A 25,662-nucleotide genomic window follows, 5' to 3' on the forward strand; every position below is an offset into this window, starting at 1 on the left:
GTTTTAATCAATGGTTATATTTTTTACATCTTAAAGTAGGTAATTGTGTAGGAATTTCTTAAATTGGGGTATAATATAAAACCTATGCGCCTTTTATTTACACTTATCACGTTATTGATCATTAATGCCGCTTTCGGGCAAGCTGTAACCGAAACCTATCCTAAAACCTTATTTTGCCCCGACGATTCGGTCAGGCTTAGTTTTTCAAAATTTCCTGGAAAAGAAGCTTATTGCGTCAGCGGCCTCAAAACCAGCCCCGGTACTGATGCCACAACTGGCATATATGCTACTTTTTACTACGGGAAAGATTCTGTGAAGATAAACTATCATAATAACCTGCCATACGGTCACGTAGTATACATTAAGCTTGAATCGCCAAAAGGTAGTAGTACTTTAAGACTTCACTTTAATGATATCTCTAATTCCTTCCCGAAAGCTTATATGGCAAAAAATCTTAATAATATACAATTTGATATCCCCGAACCTTATGAGCTGGCCAATATCATCTGGACGCTTTCGCCTGCCGGGCAAAAAGCTACTGATCTGAACAAAGAAGGTGATTACTATAAAAAGGTGGTAAGTTGGTTTAAACCTTATATGGACCATAAAGTGTTTAAAGCGTTGAGTTTTCCGGATAGTCTTTACGGCAGTAAATACTATGAGTTCCGGGAAAATAGTTTTGCGTTTAATTTCCAGGATACAGTACCCGGTTCAAAAAATACAAAATTGCTTTTCAACGGGCCTTACTATTATGTTTATGGCAATGAACTTGCCGATAGCAGCTTGTTTGGAAAGCTAAAGCCATTGGTTGAAGATTTTGCTGCAAAGTCTAACTTCAGGAAGTTTTATCAGCAGAATTTACCTTATTACCGGCAACAACTTGCACGTCAAAAGACACTATTACCGGTGAGGCAAATGTGGACCTGGCTTGAAAATCAATTTCCGAAACGGAAGTACCAATCATACAGGATAGTATCCTCTCCGCTTATTGGCGGTTCGCACAGTACACAACGTTATGCTACCTATGACTACGACGAAAATAAACTATTTACCGAAAATGCGATGTTTATATGCGGAACAGACAGGTATGACCGTGAAAAAGAACTTTCAGAAAAACAACGCGAAGGTTTAATGACAGGCATTGTATTTACGGAGATAGATCATAATTATATTAACCCTACAACAAGTGTATACGCTAAACAAATTGACAGCATATTTTCAAAGCGTTCTGTTTGGGCCAAGACAGGTAATAGCAGCGATTTTTATGAAAACCCTGTCAGCGTGTTTAATGAATATATGACCCACGCCGCTTTTTGTCTTTATATAGCTGATAATTATGACAAACCGGTAGCTGATTATGTGATTGAACGCCGCGAAGCTCTAATGGTAGAGCGTCGGAATTTTATCCACTTTAAAGAATTTGATCAGGAGCTGTTACGCTTACACCGCCAAAATAGAAACTTAAAAACGGCCGATCTTTACCCCATGATCGTATCCTGGTGTAAAACGCAGATATAAGTAATCAGCAAATGAGTGGATATAAGCCTGTGCAGAATGAAATATTTGATTTGCATTAGTTTTTTCTTGTTTGTGTGTGCTGCTTCTTTTGCGCAGGTTACCACATTCACCATTGATAGTAGTAAGTTAAACAGGTCATTAATGATAGTTTTGGATTCTATTTATCAATCAGATCAATCGGTTAGAATAAAATATCTGCAGGCAAAAAGAGATAATGCACAAATCAACGTTGCCGATAGCCTGCAAGACGTTATGCATAAAACTGACAGTCAAAATTTGATCAGGGTAAATACTATACTAACAAAGTATGGTTGGCTTGGTCCACAAAAAGTAGGTATTACAGGTAGCCAGGCTTTGTTCCTGGTAATCCAACATGCCGATTTGCAAACGCAGCAAAACTACTTACCACTGATCAGAACCGCGGAGAAAAACGGCGAAATACTTTCAAGCAACCTTGCCATTCTTGAAGACAGGATCAATATGCGGACCGGCAAAAAGCAAGTTTACGGCAGCCAGGGATTTACAGATAAACAAACAGGCAAAATATATGTCTATCCTATTGTTGATGTTGATCATTTAGATGACCGACGCAGGGCAATGGGGATGCCGCCAATGAAAGATTACTCTAAAAACTGGGATGCAGAAAGATATAAGAAGCAACTGCCAGAGATAGAGAAATTAGTTCAGGCGCAGAATATCAGATAACGTTCCAGATAAATACCTACGGGAAGCTTAAACCTACGCTCAAGCTTCCCGTAAAGGGTGTTCTTCTTTAGGCGATACCTGGGCTCTTGTATCTACCGATTTTACCCGCCAATGCCCCACAGCTTTTGGCGTATCGCCATTTGCTCTTCAGCCTTTTGCGCCCACTTTTAAAAACTCATTAACTACTATTTCGGATACATAACGTTTAACGCCATCTTTGTCGGTGTAATTACGATTAGCCAGTTTGCCTTCTACAGCAACTTCATCACCTTTTTTTAGCAGGTCTTCGGCAAGTTTGGCTTGTGGCCCCCAAAAAACCAGGTTATGCCACTGGGTATCGGTTATTTTCTCGCCTTTATCGTTTTTATAACTTTCGTTGGTGGCTATGGACAGGCGTACCATCTTTTTATTACTGTCGAATACTTTTACTTCCGGATCCATACCTAAGTTGCCTACTAGGCGTACACTGTTTCTTAATGAGTTCATAGTTTTAATATTTATCGTTTATTGTTTGTTTGAATTAACGATACAAAGGTGGGGAGGGCAAGAAAAATTAGCCGGATATTAACCGTTTATAGTCGATAGTATCCGTTTGTAAGCGTTTGCAAACGGATAATTTAATCGTTACCTTTATGCTATGAACCAGGAAAGAGTATGCTTAGATTGTGGTACAGCCCTACAAGGCCGTGCCGACAAAAAGTTTTGTAATGATCTATGCCGCAATAATTACAATAACCAGCTCAATAGTAATAGCTACAACCTGGTGCGTAATATCAATAATATCCTTCGCCGTAACCGCCGCGTGCTTGAAGAGCTGAACCCCACGGGCAAAACCAAAACAACCCGAAAAAAGCTTACTGCAAAAGGTTTTGATTTTGACCATATTACCAGTATTTATCAAACCAAAACCGGGTCGACCTATTTTTTTAATTATGAGTATGGCTACCTGTTATTAGATAATGATGAAGTGTTGCTGGTGAAACGGGAAGGGGAGCAGTAACAGTGGGCAGTTTGCTTGAGTGGCAGTAACAGTTGGCAGTAGCAGTGAGCAATTTGCAGTGAGTGGCAGTAGCAGTTTATAGAGAGTGGCAGTTTGCTGTGGGATTTGCCGGTTTATTTGATTTGAACTTTAGGCGTTCTGTACTCAGCTTTAAAATCCGATTCTCTATAGATTTAATAGCATTTAACAGTTTAATATTTTGATAATTAATACTTAACTGTTGTTTCATTCGGCGCTTTATGTTTTCAATAAATTTAAGTACGTTTGGGGAAATGTAAATTTTTAATTTTTGACTGATCTTACTAATTTAAAATGAAATTATTTATTAAAAAACCGATTGCTCAACTAATGGCTGCTTCGGCAGAGACGGAGAAGTCGCTCAAGAGAACCTTAGGCGTTGGCTCACTTATAGCACTCGGTATCGGCGCGATTATAGGTGCCGGTATTTTCGTTCGTACGGCAGCTGCGGCAGGTGAACATGCCGGGCCTGCGGTTACCATCTCATTCCTTATAGCAGCCGCCGGTTGCGCCCTGGCCGGTTTGTGCTATGCAGAATTTGCCAGTATGATTCCTATCGCTGGATCTGCTTATACCTATTCTTATGCTACCATGGGCGAGTTTATTGCCTGGATCATTGGCTGGGACTTAGTGCTTGAATACGCGCTTGGTGCCGCTACAGTTGCAATTGGCTGGTCGCAGTATTTTAATGAATTTCTAACCACTTTCTTTAACGTGCATATACCATACGCATGGTCGCACTCGTTTATGGAAGTGTCAAATACCACTGCAGGTATGTACGCCGCCGAAATGGGTACAAGAGGTATTGTTAACCTGCCGGCTATTCTGATCCTGTTCCTGTTAACGCTGTTATTGATTCGTGGTACTGCAGAATCGGCAGTTGTGAATAATATCATCGTAATTGTAAAAGTTGCCATAGTATTGATGATCATTGGTTTAGGCTGGCATTTTATTAACCCAGCGTTCCACACCCCATATACCATCCCTGCCGATGCAGGTAAAATTAAAGTGAGTGCCGGCGTAGTTGACTATGCCGATACCTTTAACCACGGATGGCTTGGTGTACTACGCGGTGCAAGCGTTGTGTTTTTCGCCTTTATTGGTTTTGACGCGGTTTCAACTGCCGCTCAGGAAGCTAAGAACCCACAGAGAGACATGCCAAAAGGTATTTTGATATCGTTAGTGTTTTGTACTGCACTTTATATTCTGTTTTCGCACGTGTTAACAGGTTTAGTATCATACAAAGATTTCCTGATTCAGGGTAAAGAAGCTTCAGTAAGTTACGCTATCAAAACCGCTATGCCTGGTTATGGATGGCTGGCTTCATTTGTTACCGTATCGATACTTGCAGGTTTTTCTTCGGTGATCCTGGTGATGCTGATGGGCCAAACCCGTGTATTTTATACCATGAGCACCGATGGTTTGATCCCTAAAGTATTCTCAAAGCTACACCCTAAGTTCCGTACCCCTTACAAATCGCAATGGTTATTCTTTGTGTTTGTATCATTGTTTGCCGGTTTTATTCCTGATAAATATGTAGGCGATATGGTGAGTATAGGAACACTGTTTGCTTTTGTGCTTGTATGTATTGGTATCTTTATTTTAAGGAGAACCGACCCTGGCATTGAACGCCCGTTCAAAACTCCGGCTTATATGATAGTTTGCCCGCTTGGTACCCTCATTTGCCTGTGTATGATTGCGAGCGAAGGCTGGGAAAACTGGGCAAGGCTTATCGTTTGGTTACTGATCGGTTTTGCCGTTTACTTTGGTTACAGTATCAAACGTTCACATGTACGCCATGGTAAAGTTGAAGGTGCTAATAACCCTATCAACCCTAAATTTGTTGAGTAATCATAACAATGTTATCATAAACAAAAAAGGTTCTGAATTTTCAGAACCTTTTTTGTTACATTCTCTTTTTATACCAGTAAACCAATGATACCGCTTCATGAAGGGCGATAAAAACCTGTGGGTATTAGTATTTGTATGTATCATCAACTCGTTAGGGTTCGGCATTATTGTACCGATACTTTACTCTTATGGTAAAACCTTTGGCGTTACCGGCGAAACATTAGGTATCCTCACCGCATCCTTTTCAGTAGCTCAGTTTTTTGCCACACCGGTTTTGGGTTCCCTGTCTGACAAATGGGGACGAAAGCCTTTACTGGTGATCAGCCTGGCAGGTACCTGTATTTCCTTTATCCTTTTTGCCGAAGCCCGGAGCATGATCATGCTTTTTGCAGCCCGGATTTTGGACGGGCTAACAGGAGGAAATGTTTCTGTGGCACAGGCCATGGTATCGGATACGGCAAGGCCGGATAATAGGGCAAAAAGGTTCGGTATACTAAGTTCTGCTTTTGGGTTTGGCTTTGTGATTGGGCCGGCCGTTGGTGGTTTCCTGAACAGGTATGGTATGCAGGTACCTTTCTTTTTTGCGGCTGGCATTTCACTTATAGGCACACTTTGCAGCCTGTTCTTTTTAAAGGAAACCAACCCGCCCGATAAAACAAAAAAGAACTCGGAAAAAACTACATTTTCGTTTACCTCGCTGATAACTACACTTAAACGACCGGTTATCGGCACAACTGTGTTTACCGGTTTTATGCTTACCATGGCGCAGTTTACCATGATCATAGCATTTCAAACTTTTACTGTTGATGTACTGAAGATCAACCCTACGCAGATCGGTATTTTGTATGCCGGTTTCGGAGTAAGCGGTATTATCATGCAGCTTTGTGTGCCGCTGTTCACCAAATGGTTTTCATCTAAATCAATGATCCTGTTGCTTTCTACATTTCTATGCCTTGTAGCTATGTTTGTTACCGGGCTCACCAATCATTTTATTCCTTTTGTTATGGGCATTTGTATTTATGGCCTGTTTAACGGTTTGCGTAATCCTATGCTCAACGCCATAATTGCCGATCATATTGACCATAAAGAACAAGGCAAGATCTTGGGCATCAACCAATCGTATGCTTCCATAGGGCAAACCCTCGGCCCGGTTACCGCAGGCTTTGCAGCTTTGCTATCTGTACATGCTATTTTCTTCTTATCTTCATGCTATATTTTGGCGGCATTGCTGCTAAGTATCCGGTTAAAGAAAAAAGAATAAATTCAAAGACACCATGCCGCACCCGTTTATTTTTAAAGAGATCATTTCGGTTACGATGATCCTTTTTGCAATTATTGATATTTTGGGTGCCATACCGGTAATTATTCAGCTCAGGCAGCGTGTAGGTCATATCGAATCGGAAAAGGCCAGCATAGCTGTGCTGGTGCTTATGGTAACGTTCCTTTTTATAGGGGATGAACTGCTTGCTGTAATAGGTCTGGATATTTCTTCATTTGCCATTGCGGGCTCATTGGTGATCTTCATCATCGCCATGGAAATGATCCTGGGTGTCGATTTTTTTAAAGAGGAATTGCCACAGGCCGCATCCATTGTACCGCTTGCCTTTCCGCTTATTGCGGGTGCCGGGACTATGACCACGCTGCTTTCCCTTAAATCGCAATATCAAACACAAAATATCCTTGTGGGCATTGTGCTGAATACTCTTGTGGTTTACCTGGTGCTAAAAAATGTAAAATGGCTTGAAAGGCTGCTTGGGCCGATAGGTTTAAGCGTGCTGCGTAAAGCTTTTGGGATTATTTTATTGGCTATCGCGATTAAGCTTTTCCGGAGTAATACGCATTTGTAGCCCCCTGGCCCCCTAAAGGGGAGTGTTGATTCTAATTATATATGGTTGATTTGAACTCAGAGAGTATATCAAGATTTTGGGATTGGTTTAAAACTGTTTCGGCAGATTTATTGATGAATCCGAATGATGCTTATTTCGTTAACTTATTGGATAAACATGTTGGCGAGCTTGGTGGTTTTGATTGGGAAATTGGCCCATGGGAAGAAAATATATTATTTTTTGCTATCTCTCCCAATCTTAATATTGCACAATTAGAATTTACCCGAAAGATAATTACTATGGCACCCGATTGTCCTGGCTGGAAATTCTTGCCATCCAAACCACCCAAAGATTGGGCCGGTACCTGGGAAATGGAAAATGAAACAGGTAAAAACGTCATAGTGGATGCCAGCGATTGGAAATATATCCTTTACCGTTTTGACGATGGAACATTAGATATTGACATCAATATATCTGATTTTAAAGGAAACAGTGCCATTCGGGATATTGCCGTTGATATAGCTTTAACGGGTTATTTAGGTGAAGAAACCTTTATGAATTTGATTCAGGAAATAAATATCGTTGATAGGTTAGAGGAAGTGTATGCAGATAAAGCAACCTCACTTAAAAATATCAGGAAGCATCTTGAAAGAATTAAATAGCTATTTCTGGCTACGGATATTATAACACCTATCTACTATACACTCCCACTTTAGGGGGCCGGGGGGCTCAGCCTTGCCACAAACATGGTATCCGCCTTACGTTCATAGCCTTTTAATACCGCTTTCTCTTCCAGTTTTAAACCAAGCTCGTTTACTAAATAATCAACTACATCTTCATTCTCACCTTTAAAGGCAGAACAGGTAATATAGATGAGCGGCTTGCCGGGCTTAAGATATTTCATCACGTTTTGGGCAATACTCTTCTGAAGCTTTTGGAAAAACTCGATCTTGTGCATATCAAACTGGGCTATCATTTCGGGTGTACGTCCCCAGGTGCCCGAGCCACTGCAGGGGGCATCCAGGATAATCCCGTCGAAAGCGTAATCATGCATCACTGAATCAATGTTTTGGGTAAGATCGAGTGCTTTTTTCTGGTATTTGGTTAATCCGGCCAATTGGAAACGCTCATCAAGGTTGGCCAGTATAGATTCGCGGATATCGGATACAACCAGTTTGATGTTAGGCTCATCTTCATGCAGCAATAATGATTTACCACCCGATGCTGCGCAGGCATCCCACCAGCTATCCCAGCGCTGAGGCTTAAAATAATTCCCTGTTTGCTGCGATGAATAATCCTGCACTTCAAACCAGTGTTGTTTGGGAAATATGGTTTCGAGGCGGGTACCATTGGGCAGCGAATAACAGCCGTTGCCTTCATCTTTAAAAACAACCTGGGCTTTGGTTAGTTCGGCCTTTACCAAATGATCATAACCGTTGCGCACACGGATAAACAGATCGGGCTGGCAAAAAAATGATTTCAGAAAAGCTTCTTTATCAATCCCTTCTGAAAGCTGTCTGCTCCATGGGAAAACATCTGCCAGTTTAAAATCAGGGTAGGCGGTTTTTACAAGGGCCAGTTTATCATCGTCACTAAAACCAATACATACAGCCCACTCTGGTTTGAAGTGTTGCAGGTAAGAGTTGGTTTGGGTGTTGCATAAAAACTCGGCAACTAACAGGCGTTCATCTTCAGAAACATCAGGCAATGCCCTGCCCAGGCGAAAGTAATTGTATACTAACCGGTTGGCAACCCGCCTGTCGGTTGAGCCCATTTGTTTGTTTTGCCGGTAAAAGCCGGGTAAAAATTTACTTAGTGGCGTATCGGCAGGGTATTCACCCAAAATTCGCTGAAACGTTTTAAGCTGATTTATAGCCTTCATTCTACCTGTTTTAGCTCAAAGTTAGTATACATTAATATATTTACGTGGGTATTGATCCAACCCAGGCCCGGCTTTTTGATGAAATGAAAGCCGTTATGCAAACCTGTAAAATCCGTTCCTTCTATAGATTGCATACCTTTATCCGTAAAGAGTAGCTTTCCAAAATACAATCCTTCATCAAAACCCTTAATGGCGTATTCGGTCGGTTCAACGTGATAAGCACGCCTATAGTTACGTAAAAATGTTATTGTAGCCCCCGCTTTGTAATTTATTTTTTCGGTAGAGGTAATATGCGTATTCAAACGTTGTAAAAGTTGCGGTTTCAGGAAACTGAACTTCTCCCAGCTTGGGTGCCCAAACACCATAACCGGATAGTGTTTGTTCAATGTATCTAACGATCGGAGGGTCACACCTAAAAATGCCTGATCGGTTGCAGGGATCACAAACACATTTTTCTCTGTTTTAGAAAGCTGCGGCAGCAGGCTGCTGAGTTTTCCTCGTACCACATATACATTGGTAACCTTTACCTTCTTTTTGCTTAAGCTGTCGATAGCCTTTTTAAAATTAACAGCGTAATCATTTTCCTGGTTAAAGCCCGAACGCAGAATAAAGATCTTTTTAGGCTTAACCGTTCTGTTGAGATATTCGGCTGCGCCCCAGGCATGATATTCAAGCGGCGGAATAGCAGTGATTAAATTTTTGCTTTTAATTGTGCTTGGATTGGCAGGCGATAAGGGAGATAAAATTGGCCCCTTTGAATATGATAACGCCCCGGAAAATGCCTTCACCCCATCCGGAAAAACCGGGCCGACTATCAAATCGCTTGAACGTATAAACGCGTTTAAAGCCAGATCATGCGCCTGCATAGCCTCATCCTTTGAGTCAAAGATCTGTAGCTTATAATTATTGCCATATGCTGTAAGTGAATCAAGGGCGAGCTTAAATCCCTGGTAATATTCAACAGCGATATTGGCCTGGCTCAATTGTATAGGACTATATTTTTGAGCCGGATTTAAATGTTCAAGATTTAAAGGCAGGATCATGGCTATAGTAGCCACCTTTTGTTCCGAGGGCTTATCTGATAGTTTTTCGGTAGTATTGCCGGGCTTTTTTTCGGTATCAGTCGGTTTTTTTACGGTAGTTGCTACCGGCCGCGTTTTGGGTGAACACGCGGCCAGCAGCAAGGCTATGCAAAAAAACGGTAACCACTTATTCCCACTCAATGGTGGCCGGTGGTTTTGAACTGATATCATATACTACCCGGTTAATTCCTTTTACGTTGTTGATGATCTCGTTGCTGATCTTGGCCAGCAAGTCGTACGGTAAATGGCACCAGTCGGCGGTCATCCCGTCAACCGATTCAACGGCACGGAGGCAGATCACGTTTTCGTAAGTACGCTCATCGCCCATTACGCCTACCGACTGTACCGGTAAAAATATAGCGCCGGCCTGCCAAACTTTATCGTAAACCCCGGCAGCACGTAAATTGTTTATATAAATTGCATCAGCTTCCTGTAATATCGCTACTTTTTCAGGCGTGATGTCTCCCAAAATCCTGATAGCCAGGCCCGGGCCCGGGAAAGGGTGGCGACCTAAAATATTAGGGTCGATACCTAAAGCTTTACCTACTTTCCTTACCTCATCTTTAAATAAAGTGTTAAGTGGCTCAACTACTTTAAGTTTCATAAAATCAGGCAGACCACCAACGTTGTGGTGCGATTTGATGGTAGCTGAAGGGCCTTTTACTGATACCGACTCGATAACGTCGGGATAGATTGTGCCCTGGCCAAGCCATTTCACATCCTGTACTTCGTGCGCGGCATCATCAAATACTTCGATGAACACGCGGCCGATAGCTTTACGTTTCTTTTCTGGATCGGTTAAGCCGGCAAGCGCGTCATAAAAACGTTGTTTGGCATCGATGCCTTTTATGTTTAAGCCCATGTGCTGGTATGAATCAAGCACCTGCTCAAACTCATCCTTACGCAAAAGGCCATTATCAACAAATATACAGTGTAAGTTTTTGCCGATAGCATGGTGAAGCAATACTGCCGCAACCGACGAATCAACGCCGCCTGATAAACCAAGTACTACTTTGTCATCGCCCAGTTTTTCGCGAAGAGCGGCAACTGTGGTTTCGATGAATGAATCAGGTGTCCAGTCTTGTTTGCAACCGCAAATGTCAACCAAAAAGTTTTGCAGCAATTGCTTGCCGTCAATACTGTGCGTAACTTCCGGGTGAAATTGGATGCCGTAAGTTTGGGTTCCGGTTACCTGGTAAGCGGCAACTTTAACGCTATCGGTACTTGCAATTACCTCAAAGTTATCGCCAATGGTAGCAATGGTATCGCCGTGCGACATCCACACCTGTGAGCCACCAGGAACATCCTTAAACAATGGATTATCTTGTTTAATATATTCCAAATTGGCGCGACCGTATTCACGGGTACTTGAAGGCAATACTTCGCCGCCATGAAAATGGGCAACATACTGCGCACCGTAACAAACACCTAAAATAGGGCGTGTGGTATGGAATTTTTCAAATTCGAAATGAGGAGCATCTTCCTGCCTTACAGAATAAGGGCTGCCGGAAAGAATGATACCTTTTACAGTGCTGTCAATTTCGGGATAATGATTGAAGGGGTGGATCTCACAATAAATATTGAGCTCCCTGACGCGGCGCGCTATAAGTTGGGTGAATTGCGAACCAAAGTCAAGAATGAGGATTTTTTCTTGCATGGGCAAAGATAGGATTTTGATTTCGGAATTGGGAGTTGGGATTTCGGATTTTTTTATTTGATGATTTGCCGATGAACTTGCGCTCATTTGTGATGAGTGCTTAATATGGTTCCGCATTTGTAATGCGATTCGCGATGCAATCGCTGAGCCACGTTAAGCGCTCGTTGCAAACGGGCGCAAGTAGATTTTCAGGACAAGACACGGACCTGAATGGTGTATACATCAGGGTCCTCTGCGAGAGACCCTGATGGGACGTTATGCTATATTAAAATCGCAATTAAAATCCCACTAATCCAAAAATCCCCCAAATCCCGGTTCAGGCGTTCTGATAATTCAACATCCAGTTAATTCCATACTTATCAGTAAACTCTGCGAAGTATGCCCCAAAGAACATATCGCTCAATGGCATGGTAACCACACCACCGGCCGAAAGTTCATTGAACAGGCGCTCGGTTTCTTCGCGGCTTTCGGGTTCAACGTTGATGTGCATATTATTGCCGGTTTGCAGTTTAAAGCCCATACTCTCCGGCGCGTCGGTAGCCATTAGTACGTGGCCTCCCATAATGGTAAGTTCGCCGTGGATGATCAATTTTTTATCAGCTTCGTTCATCCGGACCTCAGCCGGCAACTCTATATCACTGAACCGCGTAAGTTTTTTGCCGGTAAACTCACCCTTAAAAACCTCTTTGTAAAAGGTTAAAGCCTCTTCAGTGTTCCCCGGGAAGTTTAAATAGGTGGTAACCCTCGGCGAGTTGTTGGGCTTCAGGTCTTTCCTGATCCTGAAAGCTGTGCTCAGGTAATGATCCAGGTTGCTTAAGCCGGCAGTGAAGCCTTCCTGGAAGCCCATACCAACAATGGTTTGCATATCTTCCACTTTGTCAAAATAGATATCGATGTTAACGGTAGTATGCTCACCCTCGCCTGTAAAGTTCTTTTCCCAGTTCATAACAGGGAAATTGGTATTGGTTACCGCATTTTCATCACAAAAGGAAACAGCATTGGCAATTTTTTGCGGAACTACGATGGTTTTATACTCTTCCTTGCACCATGTTGGATGTTCAGTATGCTCCGGGCCAACCATCTGGTATAACCAGTAGCCGCCTTCCCTAAAGTCCATTGTTTTTGTTTCGGTGCGATAAGGTTTTGGTGCCCACCACTGGTCAAGGATCTCACTTTCGGTCCATGCCTGCCATACTAAATTGAGTGGCGCGTCAAAAGTTCTTACCACATTAAGCCTTTTGTTTTGCAGGTCTTTAGTGAATACTGTTTCGTTGTTTGTCATGACTGTTTGTTTTTTAGGTTTTGTAACACGTTATCTAACTGGCTAAAACGGGTTTCCCACAGGGCGCGGAACTGGTCCATCCAAACATCCACTTCTTTCATTTTTTGTGCGTTAAAATGATAATAAATTTCACGACCGGTTTGTTTTTGATTAACCAGCTGGCATTCGCTCAGGATTTGAATATGCTTGGATACAGCTTGCCTGCTGCTTTGAAAATGTTCGGCAATGGCATTGGGTGTCATAGCCTGCAAAGCAAGCAAACTAATAATGGCCCTGCGGGTAGGATCGGCAATGGCCTGAAATACATCTCTTCTCATAAAAGTCTCTTTTTGCAACCGTTCGATTGCAAATATAAATGCAATTAATCGGTTGCGGAAATTTATTCGAAAAATGTTTAAAGCTGCGATTTCAAGCGTGATGCCGGGAATTGTTTAAAAATGAATTTTGTGGAGACGCATAATTGCGTCTCTCAGAGGACAGGCCGATTTCAAAAGCGTATCAGGTAGCGTAAATGGCAAGCAGGAGACGCAATTATGCGTCTCTACATTCAAAAATATCGTTTTAACAGCCCAGAGAACGTGTTTTTAATTCATGGGTTGAATAAGCTATTTCTCATCCGTAAAATGAACCTTTCGCTTTTCCTGAGCAAATTTATCAGCATTGTAATTTTCAGACTGCCCCCTGGGGATGGATAATGAATGCCAGTTTTCATCGCAAAGCATCTTACCTAAAAAAACGATCTGGCCAACATGGTAGGGGTAGTGGGCCAGTTGCCGGTTAATGGCTTCCATAACCGTATGGCCCTGGTTGCGGATATAGACTATCTTACCGAGATCGTCGGCGGTTAGTTTATCAAGCGTATCAAAAAGGCATTGCCATCCCTGTTCCCAGGTTTCGGTAATTGTTTGGCGGGTGGGGGTAGAAGGGGTAAATTCAGCTTCCCGGTTACGGGTGGGTTTTTCGCCGTCAGTAGTAAAAATATCAGTCCATCTGGAAATCATATTGCCTGCCATGTGCTTCACGATCATGGCAATGCTGTTTGATTCGGGGTTATATTGCCAATATAATTGTTCGTCGGTAAGTTGTTCAAACGTTTTTTCGCCGAGGGATTTGTAATAAGCAAACTGCTTTTTTACACTGGTTAGATAGTCGTTTTCCATAAGCTAAAGTTAAGAGGTGGTGGTTTAATAAACAACAAAAAAGGCATCCCTCGGGATACCTCAAATATTTTTTTAAATAAATCTAACCTCTAATCTCCAACCACCAACCTCTATCTTTTCTTCAATTCCCTGATCTCGGTTTTTAACTCCTGTAATTGTTGTCTGGTTTGGCGGTTTTCAAGGTAAAAATATATCGCGAAGCCTAAAAAGATCTTCCCTAGCACAAACACAGCAGCAAAGATCCAGCGCCACGATTTATGCAGGCGCATATGGTTCGATTCCGATTCAATCGAGATGAATTGATCCTCGGGAGGTGCTTTTTTATGCTTATTCTGATCATCGCCTGAAGTGCGGAATTTAACCGGTTGTGCCGGATTTTCCAGGCGGATAAGGCCGTCTATCTCATCTTCTATCTTTTCCCACATATGCGGAGGCGGTGAAATAGCCATTTCACCTGCTATTTTTTCCATATCTGTTTCCAATTGCTTCAGGGCCTCATTTACTTCAGGGTATTTTGCCTTCATGTACATTAGCTCCCTTGCTTCCTCGTCGGTAGCTGCGCCCATTACAAAAACTTCAAGTATGCCACTATCAATGTACTCTTTCATTGTTCCTCCCGTTCCTGATAATGGTAAAACATTCTTTTAACGTTTTTCTGATTTCTTCTTCTGTTTTATTCAGTTCTATAGCAATGCTTCCTGCCGATTTGCATTGGTAATGAATATCGCAAAAAACCTGCTGTTGAAAGGGGGGCATTAAAGTTACATACCGGTTATTGACCCAGGGTAAATTTTCCCAGGCTCTTTTATCGGTATCATTTTCTAACGCCTCAAAAAAGTGGACCAATTTTTCGCGCGCCATGATTTGCAAACGACAAAAGGCGCTTGTTCCGCTTTTTGAAAATTCCTCAAGCTCGTTTGGTACATCGTTAAAAACAGCTGAAAGGTACTGTTCAGCTATCGGCTTATTTTGCACAACCTCATAAATGTAGCCTAAAAGCTTTGCTGAATAACTGTTGTACAGGTTAAGTACGGCTGCCGATTTGCTCTGGCCCATGGGTGCAGATGTTTGTAACCGCGTATTCAAATTAGGGTCCGTTAAATGGTATGTTTTTAATATTCAACGAAATGTATCGAAGATATGTTGCAAATTAAAGAGAAATTACGCAAAATGTGCGAAGTAAAAAGGGGAGATTTCACATCGCTTTTATTGCCTGTAATTGTATATAATTTACTACGATGCAGCCACGGGTGTAACATGTAGAAGTTTATGGTATCTTAGTGTCTGAAACAATTCCCTAATATGCTGTTAACCGATCCTCCCCCTGTTGAAAATAACGTCCTGAATCCGGCCACTTCAAAACTGCTTTATATTGATAATTTAAAAGTTGCGCTGACGGTTTTGGTGGTGCTGCACCATACTTTTATTACTTACGGAGCGCCGGGAGGCTGGTATTTTACGGATAAAACAACACATACAGGGGCAATTATACCTATGTCGCTTTTCGTGGCCGTAAATCAGTCGTTTTTTATGGGTCTATTCTTTTTTATTTCGGCCTACTTTACGGCGTCGTCATTGCAAAAGAAAAGCACTGCACGTTTTACTGCCGACAGATTAAAGCGTTTAGGTGTCCCGCTGGTGTTTTACTCATTTATCCTGTCGCCGGTGCTGAGTTATATTGTGTACCGTTTTGCTGAAGGGCATCAGGTTACCTATCTTCAATATTTAGGTGGTTTTGATGGATGGATAGATTTTGGGGTACTTTGGTTTGTAGCTGCTTTATTGTTATTCAGCTTAATTTTTGTGCTGATCAATTCAATGATAAGGCCCCAAAGCCAACAGTTAAAAAAAGCGCCATCAGCTTTTTCCATTATCATATTTGCTGCGGCATTAGGGTTAATTTCATATATCGTACGAATGGTTTTTCCAATTGGGTGGATACTTAAGCCGGTTGGCTTTCAATTAGGGCATTTTGCGCAATACATAGGCATGTTTTGGATGGGAATAATAGCATCACGAAACAACTGGCTTAACAGTTTTGATATCAAAACAGGTAGGTTGTTTGCATGGCTGTCAGCTTTTATGATTTTTGCGGTATTTCCGGCAATTTATTTTATAAAAGAAAGCACGCATAGTTCTATCGAAACGTTTAGCGGAGAGGGGCACTGGCAATCGTTAATGTACGCCTTTTGGGAACAGTTTACAGGTATTTTCATTATGTCAGCCTTATTGATCATCGCGAAGCATAAGTGGACAGGGCAATCCGCCGTTGGGAAAAGCATGTCGCGTGCAGCATTCGGCGTATATATTTTTCATCCCTTGGTGCTCATCTCCCTTTCGGTGGCTGCCATAAGTTGGCCAATGGATCCGGCTTATAAATTGTTGATTGTTGGTCCGCTGGCTGTGACAGGCAGTTTTCTGTTGTCGTCGATGCTGGTGAAAGTCCCCGGTGTAAATAAAATTATTTGATCTGAAAAAGGACATTAGGTGTAAACAATCGGATATTTTAAAATTTTGTTTATTTAAGTATCTGATTGTTGATAATTGATCGATATCAATGAGATGTTGTCGGGATTGCGTTCCGGGGTGAGATACGGAACGCATTTTTTTTGCCTCACCCTAAATCCCTCTCCGGGAGAGAGGGACTTAAAAAGAATTGTATTTTAAAAGTCTTCGCCGTTGTTGGTGTTGTCACCAACAACTCCGCGCCGCTCAATTACTACGTGCATAGCAAATGGTGATTTCGTGATTATAAGAGACAAAACAGGCAAAAAAGTTGTTGGTGACAACACCAACAACGGCATGAGCCACTCAAAAAGGAAATAGAAATAAGTTTTTAAGTAATTACTGTTTCCCTTTCAAACTATCAGCCTTTGCTTTTTCTTTCTTTTTGAAAAAACCTCTCAGGAAAAAGTTATGCTGAACAGCTTCCAGATCATCATTTAATTTGATAGATGCTGCCTGCAGGTTATTAATGGCCGATTGTGTTTGCACCGCCGCTTTGGGATCGTTCAATAATACACCCAGAGCATTATCGGTAGTGTTAAGCTTGTTACTTGCCCTGGTAAGATTGCTGGTAAGTGTTGAAGCGTTTGCTGCGGTTTGCTGCAGTTGGCCTACAGCCTGTTTAATTTGAGCAAAGGTAGCTGTATCCGTAAGCATTTTATCGGCAAGGCCGCCTTTGGTGTTCATTTTACGGCTAAACTGGTCAAGCTGTACAGCCATTAAAGCAGCACTTTGAGTAGTGGCCTGCAGGTTGCGCATGGCGCCGCGCAGTTGTATCGCCATGGTGCTGTCGGCTAATAATGCGCCAACGGTACCTTTACCCTGCAATATGTTATGGCTTAATGATTTAAAATCGTTAGTGATGGCTAACAGGTTTTGGTTATTATCCTGCAGGGTTTTAAGCATGTCATCGGTCGAGAGCATTTTTTCGGATTGCAGTACGTCACCATCTTCAATTACCGGTGCCTGTGCGGTTCCGCCTTCTATCACAATAATTTTATTACCTATCAAACCGTCTGAGCCTATTTTGGCCATCGCGTTGCGGCGGATGTATTGCTGTGTAGCCTCATCAACATTCATATACACCTGGACCTCTGACGGGCCGATAAATTTGATATTGCTGATAGTACCAACTTTAACGCCCGAAAACCAAATGGCGTTACCTTTCTTTAAACCGGCAACATCGGTAAATACGGCGCTTAACTTTATATTTTTAACAAAGGCTTTTTGCTGGCCGCCCAGGGTAAATACCCCCAATATAAACAATATGAGCCCGAGTGCCAGGAATATGCCTACTATGATCGATTTTCTGTTTTCTGCTGGATCCATGATAATGGTATATCTTATCTAAGTGTTATTCAATAAAGTTGTAATCGTAAAATGGTTTCACCCGGCTATCGGTGGTGTTAAACACCTCGTCGAAAGTACCGGTGCGCTGAAACTGCCCGTCTAAGAGCATGGCTATCCTGTCGCCGGTTTGCTTGGCGCAGGTCAGGTCATGTGTTATAATGATGGATGATGTATTATACCGCTGCTGCACCTCGTTAATCAGGTCATTGATTTCGATGCAGGTTATAGGGTCGAGGCCGGCAGTGGGTTCATCATACAGCATAACCTCGGGGTTCAGGATCAGCGTGCGGGCAATGCCTATACGCTTACGCTGCCCGCCCGAAAGCTCGGATGGCATCTGGTTAATGGTTTGCGAAAGTCCAACCGCGTCAAGCACCGTTTCAACCGCGGTATTGATCTCCGCGCGGGTAAGGTTACGTTTGTTACGCACCAACGGGAACTCCAGGTTTTTGCGCACGGTCATACTATCGTACAAAGCGCTGTTCTGAAACGAAAAGCCTATACGGATGCGTAATTTTTGTAAGTCATCTTCGGTAATATGAGCGATGTCCTGGCCGAATACTTTTACCATACCCTCATCGGGTTTAAGCAGGCCCGATATGATCTTGATCAGTACCGACTTACCTGTACCTGAGCGGCCAAGCACCACAAGGTTTTCGCCCTGGTACAGGTCAAGGTCGATACCGCGGAGCACGGCATAATCCTGGAAAGCTTTTTTTAAGCCCCTGATGCTGATAACCGGGTTATTATGATCTGTCTGTACTGCTGCCTTTTTCATATCTCCATAAATTAGCGGAACCAGCCGGTTATCTGTACAATAATAACTTCTTCAATAAACACCAGGAACATGGCGGTAATTACCGCGCCGTTTGCAGCTTTACCCACGCCTTCGGTTCCTTTATTGGAGTTATAGCCCTGGTAGCAGCCCACAATGCCAATGGTAAAGCCAAATACAATTGATTTTATAAGCGATGCCACAAAATCGGTAAAGGTTAGCGGCTCAAAAACTTCCTGTATAAAAGTTGTCCAGGTGGTGCCTTCGTTCATGGTTACATTTAAATACCCGCCAAATAAAGCCACAAAGCCTGTATAGGTTGATAAAATTGGAATAGTAAGCGTGGTAGCCAGCACGCGGGTACATACCAGGTATTTAAATGGTTTGGTGCCCGATACTTCCATCGCGTCTATCTGCTCGGTAACGCGCATGGATCCCAGCTCGGCGCCAATGCTTGAGCCTACTTTTCCGGATGCTATCAGTGCGGTAACCAATGGCGCAAGCGCACGCATAATGGCTATAGATACCAGCGAGGGCAACCACGATTCGGCGCCAAATTGTGATAATGATGGCCTTGATTGCTTGGTAAATATAACCCCCACAATAAAACCCGTAACCGATATCAGGGTAAATGAACGCACACCTACTTCATAACACTGGCGTATAACTTCCTTAAGTTCAAAAGGCGGTACAAAAGCTTCTTTAAAAAAGCGGATGATAAACTGATTTATGCGATAAAGCGTTAAAAAAAAGTCGCTCAGGCTTTGTTTAAGCTTCACGAATCTTTTGTTTGTATGCCTGGTTATGCTTTGCGTATTGTCCATTAAAAATGTACTTGTATATGCGTATGGTAACTCTACAAAACCCGCAGGTGTTTGTTTGCTGTACCGTGTTTTATTTCACTAAGATACTTTGGGCAACTTTTTAAATCGTTTTAAAAAGAGTTTGTTAATTGATAAAATGACATAAAAGTATTAGGCATCGATGCTTTATTTTGAGTGTTTACAGTAGTAATTTAAACGTTTTTGGTAATTTAAAACTAAATAATGAAAAAAAAGTATTACATCTTGCCCGTGCATTAAAAGTACATTTGATGCTAAATCAATTATAAAATGCTGTAGCAAAAGGCCGGCCAAAATCTCTGCCGGCAAATTATCAATACAGTATTAATGACAGATTAAATTACGGCTAAATAAACCTTTGACCGTTTGGGTTAAATGTTTAAACCAATTTGTCTGCAAACCTAAAAGTTAAAATTTATATAGCGCAGTACAGCCCCTAAAATATTAGTTAATGAAGTGTAAAATTTTGATAAGTTGCCTTATATTATACTGTATTACCAGGCATTTTAAAACGCGCTGCCAAATTCATTTGAGTTTTCACGGCTTGATATTAACGGCAAATTATCAGATAGTGAGGTTAACTGTGATTTTGCCATACAACTAACGTTAAACCCTGCAGGCACATTTTAATTGGTTACGGTGCTGTAAGGAGGCATAATAGGCGATGAAGTAACGAAAATTAATAATTAATTGTTTAATTGACATTTTGAAAGTATAAAAGTGTTAAATTAGTATCATTAATTAGTAAACTTATTTTAGTGGGATTTTATGACTACAAGTAATGTAATGCGGGAGATAACTCCGCTAACGCCAAGTGATTGTTTTACTATTTTTTCGAGGGTAAAAAAGAAATTTGACTTTCCGCTTCATTATCATGACGAATACGAGCTTAATTTAATTATCAACGCCAAAGGGGCCAAAAGGGTAGTGGGTGGCCATATTGAGGTTATTGAAGAAGTAGAGCTGGCGCTGATAGGCCCAAACTTATACCATGCCTGGTTTACGCACCAATGTCAAAGCGAAGATATAACTGAAGTTACCATCCAGTTTCATAAAGATCTGTTTGATGAAAAGTTTCTGAAGCGAAATCAGTTAAGTTTTGTAAAAAGCATGCTCGAGCGCTCGCAAAGGGGGATTTCTTTCTCATCGGACACTATTTACGCGCTTAAAGACAGGATTATGCAATTGGATAAAAAGAGCGGTTTTGACTCCGTATTAGAGCTTCTGTCCATTCTTCATGACCTGTCAATTTCTCGCAATATGAAAATGCTGTCGGATCCAAGCTTTACAAATGAGAAGTTTTACTACAACAGCCGCCGCATCGAAAAAGTGTTTGAGCACATGAACATTAACTATAACAAGCAAATCACCCTTGCCGAAGTAGCTAAAATTGCCAATATGCCCGAAGCTTCATTTAGCAGGTTTATCAAAAAGCGCACGGGCAAAACCTTTATTGACAGTTTGAACGAGATCAGGCTTGGGCATGCTTCCAGGATGCTTATTGACTCTACAACCACGGTAGCCGAAATTGCCTATAAATGCGGCTTTAACAATATCTCCAATTTCAACAGGATCTTTAAGCGTAAAAAAATGTGTATTCCCAAAGAATTCAGGGAAACCTATACCGGAAACCGCGTATTTATTTAACTGGTATTTATTTGGCTTCATGGCTGGTTAAAAATGTATCAGCCTATCGATAAAGTTAAATATAAGGTTAAAAAAGTATTATAAAGTTGCTGATAATAAATTCATTTTTGAGTAATGACAGTTAGGGTGTCTGAACTCGAATTTTTGGAATTTATGAATTCGTCGAATTTATTGTATTTGGCCATTTTTAAACCAGGATTGTAGTATTCTGACAATTATTTAATTCAAAAAATTCCGGTTCAGACAAAATCAGACAAGATGAAGTTACACTTACTTGATGTTGCCATTATAGTTTTATACCTGCTGAGCACCATTTTTATTGGTTTATGGTACCGTAAAAAAGCCCGCGAAAATAAGGAAAGCTACATGCTGGGCGGCAAATCTTTACCCTGGTATAAACTGGGTTTAAGCGATGCCTCCGATATGTTCGACATCAGTGGCACCATGTGGATGGTAAGCCTGTGCTTTGTTTATGGCATGAAAAGCATCTGGATCCCCTGGCTGTGGCCGGTATTTAACCAGGTGTTTTTGATGATGTATCTGTCGCGCTGGCTGCGCCGCTCAAACGCGGCAACAGGTGCCGAGTGGCTGGCAACCCGTTTCGGTAAAACCGGGCCGGGAGTAAAAGGGTCAAATGTGGTAGTTATCGCTTTCGCGCTACTGAGCTGTTTCGGTTTTTTAGCCTACGGATTTATCGGTTTGGGCAAGTTCATTGAAATATTTATCCCCTGGGATTTGGTTAAAGCTTATGTGCCCTTCCACGTGGCGCCTCAGTATGTACCGCATATGTACGGGATCATATTTACACTATTTGCCATGTTTTATTCTATCATAGGCGGCATGCATAGTATTGTATTGGGCGATATGATCAAGTACGGCATTATGACCGTAGCCTGCGTGTGGATCAGTTTCATAGCTGCAGGCAAACTCAGCGGCAACCACCTCAATGTGCCCGATGGCTGGTATAGCCCTTTTTTTGGTAAAAATCTTGGCCTCAGCTGGACGGGAATCATCAACGAGGTAAATAACAAGATCAAAGAAGATGGTTATTCGCTGTTCGGCCTGTTTTTCATGATGATGACCTTTAAAGGTTTCTTCGCGGCAGTTGCCGGGCCCGCGCCTAATTATGATATGCAAAAGATCCTCTCCACCCGCTCGCCCGAAGAGGCCAGCAAAATGAGCGGCTTTGTAAATATCATCCTGCTGCCTATCCGTTATTCGCTTATTGTGAGTTTAACTATCCTGGGTGTACTTTTTTATCACCAAATGGATTTGAAAGACGCCAAAGGGGCTATTGATTTTGAACGCATCCTGCCGGCCGTGATCAACAACTTTTTGCCCGTTGGTTTGGTTGGCTTGCTGCTGGCCGGTTTGCTTGGGGCTTTCATGAGCACCTTTAGCGGTACCATGAACGCGGCGCAGGCTTATATTGTGAATGATATCTACCTCAAATACATCAACCCGAAGGCATCTACCAAAAAAATCATCACCGCCAATTACATGGTGGGGGTTTTTGTGGTAGCGGTAGGCGTGATACTCGGCTTTTTTGTAAAGGATGTGAACAGTGTGCTGCAATGGATAGTATCGGCACTTTATGGCGGTTATATAGCCAGTAACGTACTTAAATGGCATTGGTGGCGCTTTAATGCCAACGGTTTTTTTTACGGGATGCTTTCGGGGATTTTGTCAGCCATGATATTCTCGCTTATTATCCCTTCGATCCAACTGTTGTACTGGTTCCCGGTGCTGTTTGTCATCTCGCTGGGGGGCTCGGTTATCGGCTCGTACGCTACAGCGCCAACGGATATGACCGTGTTGCGGTCGTTTTATACCACCGTAAGGCCGTGGGGCTTTTGGGGGCCTGTTAAGGCTTTGGTAATGGAGAAAAATCCATCATTTGTGCCTAACAAAAACTTTAAGCTAAACATGTTCAACGTGGTTATCGGTACTATTACACAATGCTGCCTTACCATACTGCCCATGTACCTGATACTGGCACAAAAAGCATCGCTCATAGTTACCATAGCCATACTGGTGGTTACTATTACCATACTGAAAAAAACATGGTGGAATAAATTAAAAGACTATTGATAAAAAACTATATGACGCAGGAATTTAACCAAAGGCTCATTCAACTACAGGCCGAACAAGCGCAATTGATTAACCGGCAAAACCAGGTTGAGGAAACAGGCAACGGTGTTTTTTGCCGGTTTAAATATCCTGTGCTTACTGCCGCCCATACCCCGCTTGAGTGGCGATATGATCTTGATGCTAAAACCAACCCTCATTTAATGGAACGTTTTGGTATTAACGCGGTTTTTAATGCCGGCGCTATAAAGTTTAACGGCAAATACCTTATGGTAGCGAGGGTTGAAGGCGCCGATCGGAAATCGTTTTTCGCTGTGGCCGAAAGTGCTGATGGGATCAATGGGTTTAAATTTTGGGATTACCCGGTTGAACTGCCCCAAACCGATGAGCCCGATACCAATGTGTACGATATGCGCCTTACCCAGCATGAAGATGGCTGGATCTATGGCCTGTTTTGTACCGAACGCCGTGACCCCGAAGCCCCGTCATATGATCAGTCGATGGCGATAGCAGCCTGCGGTATCGCGCGCACCAGGGACCTGGTAAAATGGGAGCGCCTGCCCGATCTGAAAACCAACTCGCCCCAGCAGCGCAACGTGGTATTACACCCCGAGTTTGTTGATGGTAAGTATGCCTTGTATACCCGTCCGCAGGATGGTTTTATCAGTGCAGGGACCGGTGGTGGAATAGGTTTTGGCTTGTGCGATACTATGGAGCACGCGGTTGTTGACCATGAAACAATCATTCACAATAAAAGCTACCATACCGTTTACGAAGCCAAGAATGGCCAGGGCCCGGCGCCAATCAAAACGGAAAAAGGCTGGCTGCACCTGGCGCATGGCGTACGCAATACAGCTGCTGGTTTACGTTATGTGTTGTACATGTTTATGACCGACCTTCATGACCTTACTAAAGTACTTTACCAACCAGCAGGTTATTTTTTGGCACCGGTCGGTGAGGAGCGTATCGGCGATGTATCCAATGTAGTGTTCTGTAATGGCTGGATAGCCGATGATAACGGATCGGTTTATGTTTATTATGCGTCCTCAGATACCCGCATGCATGTAGCCACTACTACAATTGATAAACTGATAGACTATGCCATGAACACACCGGCCGATGGTTTGCGTTCGGCCTCATCGGTACAGGCAGTGTACAATATTATCGATAAAAATAAAGCTTTAAGCCAATTACAGGGAGCCGGCGCCTGAACAGAGATTTAAACATGCTTCAACCATCAAATACTGTTTCAAATCATCAGCTTGCTGTCTTCAGCAATGAGCTAACAGGTGAGTTGAAAAATATCCTCAACTATTGGCTTAATTATACTGTAGATGGAGTAAACGGTGGTTTTTGGGGCAAGATTAACCGTGATAACCAGGTTACTCCCGGTGCCCCCAAAGGTTCGGTCTTAAACGCGCGCATCCTGTGGAGTTTTTCTGCTGCTTATAATCAAAATCCTGATGAAGCTTATTTACAGGCAGCTAAGCGGGCCTATGATTATATCAAAGCTCATTTTGTTGATGATGAGTTTGGCGGCGTGTATTGGTCGGTTGATTACAAAGGCGATATGTTGGATACAAAAAAACAGGTATATGCCAATGCCTTTACCATTTACGCGCTGAGTGAATATCATATAGCTTCGAAATCGGAAAGGGTAAAGGAGGAAGCCATCGGCCTCTATCATCTTTTGATCAATAAAAGTTACGACAAGGATAAAACGGGTTATCTCGAAGCTTTCACGCGCGATTGGCAGCCGCTCGGCGATCTTAGGCTAAGCGCTAAGGATGCCAATGAGAAAAAGACCATGAACACCCATCTGCACGTACTGGAAGCTTATACCAACCTGTACCGCATCTGGCCCGATGACGGACTTAAACAGCAGATTGAAACCCTGATCAATAATTTTTTTGATCATTTTATTGATGCTGGAACCGGGCACCTCGTGCTGTTTTTTGATGAGGATTGGAACCGCCGGTCGGAAACCATATCGTATGGGCACGATATTGAAGCTACATGGCTTTTACTGGAGGCCGCTGAAGTTATCGGCAATCATGAAATGATTACAAGGGTCAGCAGCACTTGCATCGCGATAGCAGAAGCAACTATACAGGGTTTAGACGTTGATGGTGGCTTATGGTATGAATATGAACCGGCGGATGATCACCTCATCAAAGAAAAACACTGGTGGGTACAGGCCGAAGCTATGGTAGGTTTTTACAACGCCTGGCAGGTTAGCGGTAGTGATAAATACTTTCACTTGGTCCTTAAAAACTGGGCTTTTATAAAAGATAAAATACTGGATAAACAAAACGGTGAATGGTTTTGGGGTATCAAAGCCGATGGCAGTATTATGCCCGGCGAGGACAAAGCAGGGCTTTGGAAATGCCCCTATCATAACAGCCGTGCGTGTATTGAAATTATCAGGCGTATAGGCCCGATAAATTAGCGACAAAGCAGGCCTTCAAATGGTG

At 42.5% G+C, this 25,662-nt stretch carries 24 protein-coding genes; 12 read left to right on the plus strand and 12 right to left on the minus strand.

Annotation, left to right across the window (positions count from 1 at the left end; all coding sequences use genetic code 11):
- The first annotated feature begins 84 nt into the window (after positions 1-84).
- Entirely contained in the window at positions 85-1,518 is a 1,434-nt protein-coding gene (locus ABIC84_RS17290; RefSeq protein ID WP_429264341.1) for a hypothetical protein, read from the plus strand.
- A gap of 36 nt (positions 1,519-1,554) precedes the next feature.
- Positions 1,555-2,223: a DUF6624 domain-containing protein gene (locus ABIC84_RS17295; RefSeq protein ID WP_426585278.1), complete on the plus strand. Its 669-nt coding sequence runs from the start codon at positions 1,555-1,557 to the stop codon at positions 2,221-2,223.
- Between the two features lie 147 nt (positions 2,224-2,370).
- Here the strand turns inward: ABIC84_RS17295 and ABIC84_RS17300 are convergent, their stop codons facing one another.
- Positions 2,371-2,709: a single-stranded DNA-binding protein gene (locus tag ABIC84_RS17300; RefSeq protein WP_090528414.1), complete on the minus strand. Its 339-nt coding sequence runs from the start codon at positions 2,707-2,709 to the stop codon at positions 2,371-2,373.
- A 151-nt stretch (positions 2,710-2,860) separates the two neighbouring features.
- On the opposite strand from ABIC84_RS17300, the gene ABIC84_RS17305 reads away from it, so the two are divergent.
- The 5 genes from ABIC84_RS17305 to ABIC84_RS17325 all read left to right on the plus strand — a co-directional run bounded on the left by ABIC84_RS17305 (position 2,861) and on the right by ABIC84_RS17325 (position 7,580).
- On the plus strand, positions 2,861-3,223 hold the full coding sequence (locus tag ABIC84_RS17305) for a hypothetical protein (protein ID WP_426585291.1): 363 nt from the start codon (positions 2,861-2,863) through the stop codon (positions 3,221-3,223).
- A gap of 312 nt (positions 3,224-3,535) precedes the next feature.
- On the plus strand, positions 3,536-5,092 hold the full coding sequence (locus ABIC84_RS17310) for an amino acid permease (protein ID WP_429264342.1): 1,557 nt from the start codon (positions 3,536-3,538) through the stop codon (positions 5,090-5,092).
- 97 nt (positions 5,093-5,189) lie between these two features.
- Positions 5,190-6,353, plus strand: coding sequence for an MFS transporter (locus ABIC84_RS17315; RefSeq protein WP_426585293.1), 1,164 nt, complete (start codon positions 5,190-5,192; stop codon positions 6,351-6,353).
- A gap of 13 nt (positions 6,354-6,366) precedes the next feature.
- Entirely contained in the window at positions 6,367-6,939 is a 573-nt protein-coding gene (locus ABIC84_RS17320; protein ID WP_090528400.1) for a MarC family protein, read from the plus strand.
- 41 nt (positions 6,940-6,980) lie between these two features.
- Positions 6,981-7,580 (plus strand): hypothetical protein, encoded by a 600-nt coding sequence (locus ABIC84_RS17325; RefSeq protein WP_426585295.1) that lies wholly within the window; start codon positions 6,981-6,983, stop codon positions 7,578-7,580.
- Positions 7,581-7,630: 50 nt separating this feature from the next.
- Here ABIC84_RS17325 and ABIC84_RS17330 read toward each other — a convergent pair whose 3' ends face one another.
- The 8 genes from ABIC84_RS17330 to ABIC84_RS17365 form a co-directional block, all read right to left on the minus strand.
- On the minus strand, positions 7,631-8,800 hold the full coding sequence (locus tag ABIC84_RS17330) for an RsmB/NOP family class I SAM-dependent RNA methyltransferase (protein WP_429264343.1): 1,170 nt from the start codon (positions 8,798-8,800) through the stop codon (positions 7,631-7,633).
- Positions 8,797-10,053 (minus strand): ABC transporter substrate-binding protein, encoded by a 1,257-nt coding sequence (locus tag ABIC84_RS17335; RefSeq protein WP_429264344.1) that lies wholly within the window; start codon positions 10,051-10,053, stop codon positions 8,797-8,799. Before ABIC84_RS17335 ends, ABIC84_RS17330 begins: the two co-directional genes overlap by 4 nt.
- On the minus strand, positions 10,010-11,539 hold the full coding sequence (gene guaA, locus ABIC84_RS17340; RefSeq protein ID WP_090529629.1) for a glutamine-hydrolyzing GMP synthase: 1,530 nt from the start codon (positions 11,537-11,539) through the stop codon (positions 10,010-10,012). The genes ABIC84_RS17335 and guaA overlap by 44 nt, the downstream gene beginning before the upstream one ends.
- A 316-nt stretch (positions 11,540-11,855) precedes the next feature.
- Positions 11,856-12,821, minus strand: coding sequence for an SRPBCC domain-containing protein (locus ABIC84_RS17345; protein ID WP_429264345.1), 966 nt, complete (start codon positions 12,819-12,821; stop codon positions 11,856-11,858).
- The gene (locus ABIC84_RS17350) at positions 12,818-13,138 is read right to left on the minus strand and encodes an ArsR/SmtB family transcription factor (RefSeq protein WP_090528388.1); all 321 of its coding nucleotides are present in this window, start codon (positions 13,136-13,138) and stop codon (positions 12,818-12,820) included. The genes ABIC84_RS17345 and ABIC84_RS17350 overlap by 4 nt, the downstream gene beginning before the upstream one ends.
- Before the next feature lie 288 nt (positions 13,139-13,426).
- Complete coding sequence (locus ABIC84_RS17355) at positions 13,427-13,981, minus strand: DUF1572 domain-containing protein (RefSeq protein ID WP_429264346.1); 555 nt, start codon at positions 13,979-13,981, stop codon at positions 13,427-13,429.
- A gap of 110 nt (positions 13,982-14,091) precedes the next feature.
- Entirely contained in the window at positions 14,092-14,589 is a 498-nt protein-coding gene (locus ABIC84_RS17360) for a hypothetical protein (RefSeq protein ID WP_429264347.1), read from the minus strand.
- Entirely contained in the window at positions 14,573-15,037 is a 465-nt protein-coding gene (locus tag ABIC84_RS17365; protein WP_373612768.1) for a hypothetical protein, read from the minus strand. The genes ABIC84_RS17360 and ABIC84_RS17365 overlap by 17 nt, the downstream gene beginning before the upstream one ends.
- 246 nt (positions 15,038-15,283) lie before the next feature.
- Between ABIC84_RS17365 and ABIC84_RS17370 the strand changes: the two genes are divergently transcribed.
- Positions 15,284-16,450, plus strand: coding sequence for an acyltransferase family protein (locus ABIC84_RS17370; RefSeq protein WP_429264348.1), 1,167 nt, complete (start codon positions 15,284-15,286; stop codon positions 16,448-16,450).
- Positions 16,451-16,825: 375 nt separating this feature from the next.
- Here the strand turns inward: ABIC84_RS17370 and ABIC84_RS17375 are convergent, their stop codons facing one another.
- The 3 genes from ABIC84_RS17375 to ABIC84_RS17385 are packed head-to-tail and all read right to left on the minus strand — an operon-like array spanning position 16,826 to position 19,390.
- Entirely contained in the window at positions 16,826-17,815 is a 990-nt protein-coding gene (locus ABIC84_RS17375; RefSeq protein WP_429264349.1) for an MlaD family protein, read from the minus strand.
- Positions 17,816-17,840: 25 nt separating this feature from the next.
- Complete coding sequence (locus ABIC84_RS17380) at positions 17,841-18,614, minus strand: ABC transporter ATP-binding protein (protein WP_429264350.1); 774 nt, start codon at positions 18,612-18,614, stop codon at positions 17,841-17,843.
- A gap of 11 nt (positions 18,615-18,625) precedes the next feature.
- Positions 18,626-19,390: an MlaE family ABC transporter permease gene (locus tag ABIC84_RS17385; protein ID WP_223266281.1), complete on the minus strand. Its 765-nt coding sequence runs from the start codon at positions 19,388-19,390 to the stop codon at positions 18,626-18,628.
- 831 nt (positions 19,391-20,221) lie between these two features.
- Here ABIC84_RS17385 and ABIC84_RS17390 point away from each other — a divergent pair.
- The 4 genes from ABIC84_RS17390 (at position 20,222) to ABIC84_RS17405 (ending at position 25,637) form a co-directional block, all read left to right on the plus strand.
- Positions 20,222-21,100, plus strand: a complete 879-nt coding sequence (locus ABIC84_RS17390; RefSeq protein WP_354486131.1) for an AraC family transcriptional regulator — start codon at positions 20,222-20,224, stop codon at positions 21,098-21,100.
- Between the two features lie 258 nt (positions 21,101-21,358).
- Positions 21,359-23,191 (plus strand): sodium:solute symporter family protein, encoded by a 1,833-nt coding sequence (locus ABIC84_RS17395; RefSeq protein ID WP_429264351.1) that lies wholly within the window; start codon positions 21,359-21,361, stop codon positions 23,189-23,191.
- Between the two features lie 11 nt (positions 23,192-23,202).
- Positions 23,203-24,399, plus strand: coding sequence for a glycoside hydrolase family 130 protein (locus ABIC84_RS17400; protein WP_429264352.1), 1,197 nt, complete (start codon positions 23,203-23,205; stop codon positions 24,397-24,399).
- Between the two features lie 14 nt (positions 24,400-24,413).
- On the plus strand, positions 24,414-25,637 hold the full coding sequence (locus ABIC84_RS17405; protein ID WP_429264353.1) for an AGE family epimerase/isomerase: 1,224 nt from the start codon (positions 24,414-24,416) through the stop codon (positions 25,635-25,637).
- The last annotated feature ends 25 nt before the right edge of the window (positions 25,638-25,662 follow it).

Origin of the sequence: Mucilaginibacter sp. 3215 (genome assembly GCF_050433785.1) — a bacterium.
Taxonomy (GTDB): domain Bacteria; phylum Bacteroidota; class Bacteroidia; order Sphingobacteriales; family Sphingobacteriaceae; genus Mucilaginibacter.

Coding starts and splice junctions, on each gene's coding strand:
- ABIC84_RS17290 (WP_429264341.1), top strand. CDS start 85: ATGCGCCTTTTATTTACACTTATCACGTTATTGATCATTAATGCCGCT.
- ABIC84_RS17295 (WP_426585278.1), top strand. CDS start 1,555: ATGAAATATTTGATTTGCATTAGTTTTTTCTTGTTTGTGTGTGCTGCT.
- ABIC84_RS17300 (WP_090528414.1), bottom strand. CDS start 2,709: ATGAACTCATTAAGAAACAGTGTACGCCTAGTAGGCAACTTAGGTATG.
- ABIC84_RS17305 (WP_426585291.1), top strand. CDS start 2,861: ATGAACCAGGAAAGAGTATGCTTAGATTGTGGTACAGCCCTACAAGGC.
- ABIC84_RS17310 (WP_429264342.1), top strand. CDS start 3,536: ATGAAATTATTTATTAAAAAACCGATTGCTCAACTAATGGCTGCTTCG.
- ABIC84_RS17315 (WP_426585293.1), top strand. CDS start 5,190: ATGAAGGGCGATAAAAACCTGTGGGTATTAGTATTTGTATGTATCATC.
- ABIC84_RS17320 (WP_090528400.1), top strand. CDS start 6,367: ATGCCGCACCCGTTTATTTTTAAAGAGATCATTTCGGTTACGATGATC.
- ABIC84_RS17325 (WP_426585295.1), top strand. CDS start 6,981: ATGGTTGATTTGAACTCAGAGAGTATATCAAGATTTTGGGATTGGTTT.
- ABIC84_RS17330 (WP_429264343.1), bottom strand. CDS start 8,800: ATGAAGGCTATAAATCAGCTTAAAACGTTTCAGCGAATTTTGGGTGAA.
- ABIC84_RS17335 (WP_429264344.1), bottom strand. CDS start 10,053: ATGATATCAGTTCAAAACCACCGGCCACCATTGAGTGGGAATAAGTGG.
- guaA (WP_090529629.1), bottom strand. CDS start 11,539: ATGCAAGAAAAAATCCTCATTCTTGACTTTGGTTCGCAATTCACCCAA.
- ABIC84_RS17345 (WP_429264345.1), bottom strand. CDS start 12,821: ATGACAAACAACGAAACAGTATTCACTAAAGACCTGCAAAACAAAAGG.
- ABIC84_RS17350 (WP_090528388.1), bottom strand. CDS start 13,138: ATGAGAAGAGATGTATTTCAGGCCATTGCCGATCCTACCCGCAGGGCC.
- ABIC84_RS17355 (WP_429264346.1), bottom strand. CDS start 13,981: ATGGAAAACGACTATCTAACCAGTGTAAAAAAGCAGTTTGCTTATTAC.
- ABIC84_RS17360 (WP_429264347.1), bottom strand. CDS start 14,589: ATGAAAGAGTACATTGATAGTGGCATACTTGAAGTTTTTGTAATGGGC.
- ABIC84_RS17365 (WP_373612768.1), bottom strand. CDS start 15,037: ATGGGCCAGAGCAAATCGGCAGCCGTACTTAACCTGTACAACAGTTAT.
- ABIC84_RS17370 (WP_429264348.1), top strand. CDS start 15,284: ATGCTGTTAACCGATCCTCCCCCTGTTGAAAATAACGTCCTGAATCCG.
- ABIC84_RS17375 (WP_429264349.1), bottom strand. CDS start 17,815: ATGGATCCAGCAGAAAACAGAAAATCGATCATAGTAGGCATATTCCTG.
- ABIC84_RS17380 (WP_429264350.1), bottom strand. CDS start 18,614: ATGAAAAAGGCAGCAGTACAGACAGATCATAATAACCCGGTTATCAGC.
- ABIC84_RS17390 (WP_354486131.1), top strand. CDS start 20,222: ATGACTACAAGTAATGTAATGCGGGAGATAACTCCGCTAACGCCAAGT.
- ABIC84_RS17395 (WP_429264351.1), top strand. CDS start 21,359: ATGAAGTTACACTTACTTGATGTTGCCATTATAGTTTTATACCTGCTG.
- ABIC84_RS17400 (WP_429264352.1), top strand. CDS start 23,203: ATGACGCAGGAATTTAACCAAAGGCTCATTCAACTACAGGCCGAACAA.
- ABIC84_RS17405 (WP_429264353.1), top strand. CDS start 24,414: ATGCTTCAACCATCAAATACTGTTTCAAATCATCAGCTTGCTGTCTTC.